Source organism: Dietzia sp. DQ11-71 (assembly GCF_014144995.1).
Taxonomy (GTDB): Bacteria; Actinomycetota; Actinomycetes; order Mycobacteriales; family Mycobacteriaceae; genus Dietzia; species Dietzia kunjamensis.
The window spans coordinates 1-4221 of sequence record NZ_JAALDT010000518.1; the positions used below are offsets into that span (position 1 = coordinate 1).

3 protein-coding genes are annotated in these 4221 nt (G+C 71.1%); all 3 read right to left on the reverse strand.

The window, feature by feature from the left end:
• On the reverse strand, nt 1–431 hold a 431-nt coding region (locus tag G6023_RS15490), incomplete at its 3' end, for a CobW family GTP-binding protein (RefSeq protein WP_347570792.1).
• The gene (locus tag G6023_RS15495; RefSeq protein ID WP_067712041.1) at nt 419–1204 is read right to left on the reverse strand and encodes an enoyl-CoA hydratase; all 786 of its coding nucleotides are present in this window, start codon (nt 1202–1204) and stop codon (nt 419–421) included. The genes G6023_RS15490 and G6023_RS15495, both read right to left, overlap by 13 nt.
• 85 nt (nt 1205–1289) lie before the next feature.
• Nucleotides 1290–4221 (reverse strand): arabinosyltransferase domain-containing protein (locus tag G6023_RS15500; protein WP_182636378.1); only part of this gene is annotated, 2932 nt, incomplete at its 5' end.

Here is a 4221-nt window from a genome sequence, read left to right on the forward strand (position 1 = left end):
CGCGCCACGTCCCGCGGCACGTCGTGGACCATCCGCGACAGGACGGGCGGCTCGGCCAGGCCACTGGCCTCGATGACCGCGAGGTCCAGGCCCAGCTCGGGACCCGCGAGCCGGGTGAGGGTCTCGCCGAGCTCACCGGCGTCGACCTCGCAGCACACGCAGCCGTTGGCGAGCGAGACCATGGAGTCCACCCGCCCGGCGACGGCGGTGGCGTCCACGTCGATCTCGCCGAAGTCGTTGACGATCGCGGCGATGCGCAGCCCCGGCGCGCCGGACAGCAGGTGGTTGAGCAGGGTGGTCTTGCCCGCGCCCAGGTACCCGGTGAGGACGAGCACGGGCAGGGGCTCACCGGGGGCGCGGTGCGCGTCGTGCGTCCCGCCACCGCCCCCGGCGAGGTGCCCGTGCCTCAGTCCGTCGTTCAGCGACGCCACTCGGGCTTCCGCTTCTCCGCGAACGCGGACATGCCCTCCGTCTGGTCCTCCGTGGCGAACAGCGCGTAGAAGGCGTTCTGCTCGGCGAGCAGGCCCTCCTCGAGGGTGGTCTCGAAGGAACGGTTGACCGCCTGCTTGGCGACGATGGCCGTGGTCTTGCTCATGGAGGCGATCGTGGTGGCGACCTTCATGGTCTCGTCGAGCAGCTCGGCCGCGGGGACGACGCGCGCGACCAGGCCGGAGCGCTCGGCCTCGTCGGCGTCCATCTGGCGGCCGGTCAGGCACAGGTCCATGGCCTTGGCCTTGCCCACCGCACGGGTGAGGCGCTGCGAACCGCCCATGCCGGGGATGACGCCGAGGGTGATCTCGGGCTGGCCGAACTTGGCGTTGTCGCCGGCGATGATCATGTCGCACATCATCGCCAGCTCGCAGCCGCCGCCCAGGGCGAAACCGGACACGGCGGCGATGATCGGCGTGCGCGCGGCGGTGAGGCGCTTCCAGTCGTGGAAGAACCGCTCGAGGTAGATGCCCGGGTAGTTCTTGTCCTTCATCTCCTTGATGTCGGCGCCGGCCGCGAAGGCCTTCTCCGACCCGGTGATGACGATGCACCCGACCCCGGGATCGCCGTCCAACGCCTCGACGGCCTCGACGACCTCCTTCTCCATGCCGCTGGACAGCGCGTTGAGCGCCTTGGGGCGGTTGAGCGTGATGGTCGCGACCCGGTCGGTCTGCTCGACCAGGATGTTCTCGAACTGCTTCTCCGTCACGGACATGCGTGTCTCCAGTCTGTCGTCGTCAGGTGCCTGTGCGCCATTACTTGGAAGTCCTTGTAATAGCTCCGGGGCCGATGCTAGCCGGTCACCGCGCGAGCGGCCCACCGTTCCACAGTCCCGACCGTACGGCCTCGTCGTGGGTGACGGTCGCCTCGCGCGCCTCGGGCACGAGCGGGGTGTACCGCACGAGCGATCCCCAGTCGCGGTCCCAGTCGTGTTCGAGGTAGGTCGGCACCGTCTCGCCCTCGAGCAGCAACTCGATGAACCCGATGGGGCCACCGCCGTCCCACGCCTGCCACGTGTTGGTGGAGCTCACGGCCAGTCCCCGATCGGGCAGGACGCGGTACTCGGGCAGTTCGTGGACGCCGGCGTACTCGTCGAACGGGCGCAGGCACGGGGTGTGGAACGCGACCGCCCAGTCCGGCAGCACCGGCCTCGAGTCGCCGACCAGTTGCTGCATGGTGACCAGCTCCGGCATGCGCGGCGGGGTGAACGCGATCCACCGCGACGGGTCCGGGTCGAGGTCGCGGACGACCAACCGGATGGCCGTGGCGTCGTCGGGCAGGGTGTCCGTCGGTACGCGCAGGTTGCGCCAGGACGGAGCCGGCCCGATGTCGATCGGCAGGACCGAGCCCGCCACCTCGAACTCCCCGCCACCGGTGGAGTACTCGACGAGCACCGCGTCGGGAGCGAAGGACCCGGCCACGCCGATCGTGACGAGCGGGTCCTCCCTCTTCCGGTCGTTCTCCCCCGCCCCCTCGGGGAGCCGGTACCAGTCGGTGGTCGTCTCCGCGTTGAACTGCGCACCCGACTGGTGGCTGCCGAGGACCGGCACGCGGGCGGGGTCGAGTCCGAACGGCAGGACTGCGTGGCTGCCGTTGATGCCCTCCCCGATGCGCACGCCGCCCTCGGTGCCGGCGGTGGTCGACTTGGTGTCGGAGCCCTCGCCGGTGCCGGGGGTGTCGGTATCGGCCGCCTGCGTGGCGGTGAGGTCGGTCGGGATCCCGTCGGGGTCGAACACGACCGCCTCGCCGCCGGCCTCGAGCTGGTCCCGGGGCTCGCCGACGGGGGCGAGCAGGCCGGCGTTGGCGTCGGGCTCGGCGAGCACGACATCGGCGATGCCGCACGGCTCGCCGGAGAGAGCGCGGAGGTTCTGCAGGCCCACCGAGTACGCGGGGTACTGGTTGCGGACCGCTGCGGCCATGGAGGCGACGATGACGACGACGACGAGGGCCGCGGCCAGCCCGAGTGGGGCGTGGGAGACCTCACGGGCGAACCGGAGCAGGGGGCCGCGGTCGCCACCGTCCCGCTCCTGCCCGGTGCGCGTCATGAACGGCTCCCGGTAGTGCAGGACCAGGGCGGCGAGGAGTGCCACGAGCATCAGCCCGAGGAACACGGAGTACAGGGTGATCCCGGCGATGGTGGGCTGGGTGCCGCCCCACGGGATGCCGTAGATGGAGATGTACCACCAACCGTTGGTGGAGGTGAAGCTCAGCGCCAGGACGAACAGGACGCCGGCGAGGAAGAGCATGCGGTTGCGCAGCGACCTGGTCGCCGCCGGGAGGACCGCCATGGTCACCAGCGCCGCCAGCGCCGCGCCGATGGTGGCGAAGGCGCCGAAGTGGTGGGTCCACTTGGTGGGGTTGAGCGCCATGAACGCGATCGAGATGGCCGCCAATCCCACGATGCGGCGGGCGGGGCCCACGGACACCCCGGGGATCCGGCCCTTACGGAACAGGATCGCGGCGCAGGTGATGAGGGACAGGAGCATGGCGAGTACACCGAAACGGCGGGCCAGCGAGCCGTCCGGGGTGGGGTTCATCAGCCATTCGTAGCGCCACACCTCCTCGTACCAGCTGCCCGAGGGGCCGACATCCCCGAGCAGCGCCGACGACTGCAGCGTGGTGACCAGCGGCTGGTCGAGGAAGATGAGGTGCAGCACGCCCAGTCCGGCGGCCAGCAGCGGCGCGACGGTCGGTACCCAGCCGTCGCGCTTCGCGCGCCGGATGACGAGCAGCAGTAGTGGCCTGGACGCGGCGATGATGACCGCGATGCAGAACGTTCCCGTGGGCGCTGCGGACAGGGTGAGCCCACCGATGATGAACCCGGTCGCCGCGGGTAGCAGCCGTCCCGTCGCGAGTGCCCGCTCGAGCGAGACCCAGGTGGCCAGGACACCGAAGGCGATGATCGGTTCGGGCCGGAGGCCGTTGTTGTAGGTGAGCCAGAACGCGAGGAAGACCGCGGCGGTGCTCCACCGCACGGCCGCGGCGCGGCGGGCGGCGATGCCGAGCCTCGGGATGACCTCCCGGGACAGCAGGATCCACGAGGCGATGCCGAGCAGCAGCGCGGGCAGTCGGAGCCAGACGCTGCCCAGCGAGATGGCGCTCATCGCTGTGTAGAGGTAGTACGGCATGCCGAACGGCGCGTACGGGGCCCCGTAGTAGCGGAACACCTCGGGCATGTAGCCGCTGGAGACGGCAGCGCGCGCCTCGGTGAGGATGTAGCCGTCGTCGGCGGTGTTGGCCCCGATGACGTGCCACACCAGGAGCGTCGCCACGACCAGCAGGTCCAGCGGACGCGGTTTCCACCAGCCCGGTGGGAGGATGCGTCGCGCGGTCCGCCCGTCCCGCAGGTCGAGCCGGTGCAACGCGACGAGTGCCACGAGGATCGCGAGGATGCCCACGACGATCGCGATCTGCTTGATGGCGGTCGCCTGCGTGGTGTAGCGCGAGTCGACCGTGATGTCGACGGCCATGCCCTCCGGTGCCGCGCCCTCCAGGTCGGTGAACACCCCGACCACCTGTGGACGGAGGTCCGCGTCGATCCGGCCCCCGACGCCCTGCCCGTCGATCTCCAGGCCGACGAACTCGGCACCGATCGAGCCGGAGTCGGCCGTGACGCGGATCGTGGAGCACGCGCCGGGCGCGGCGACCGCGTCGGTGGGCGCGGAGGCGACGAGCGCGTTGCGGCTGCGGACCTCCACGTCGGGGCCGGCCACGGACACCATGAGCGCGCGG

Coding starts and splice junctions, on each gene's coding strand:
- G6023_RS15495 (WP_067712041.1), bottom strand. CDS start 1,204: ATGTCCGTGACGGAGAAGCAGTTCGAGAACATCCTGGTCGAGCAGACC.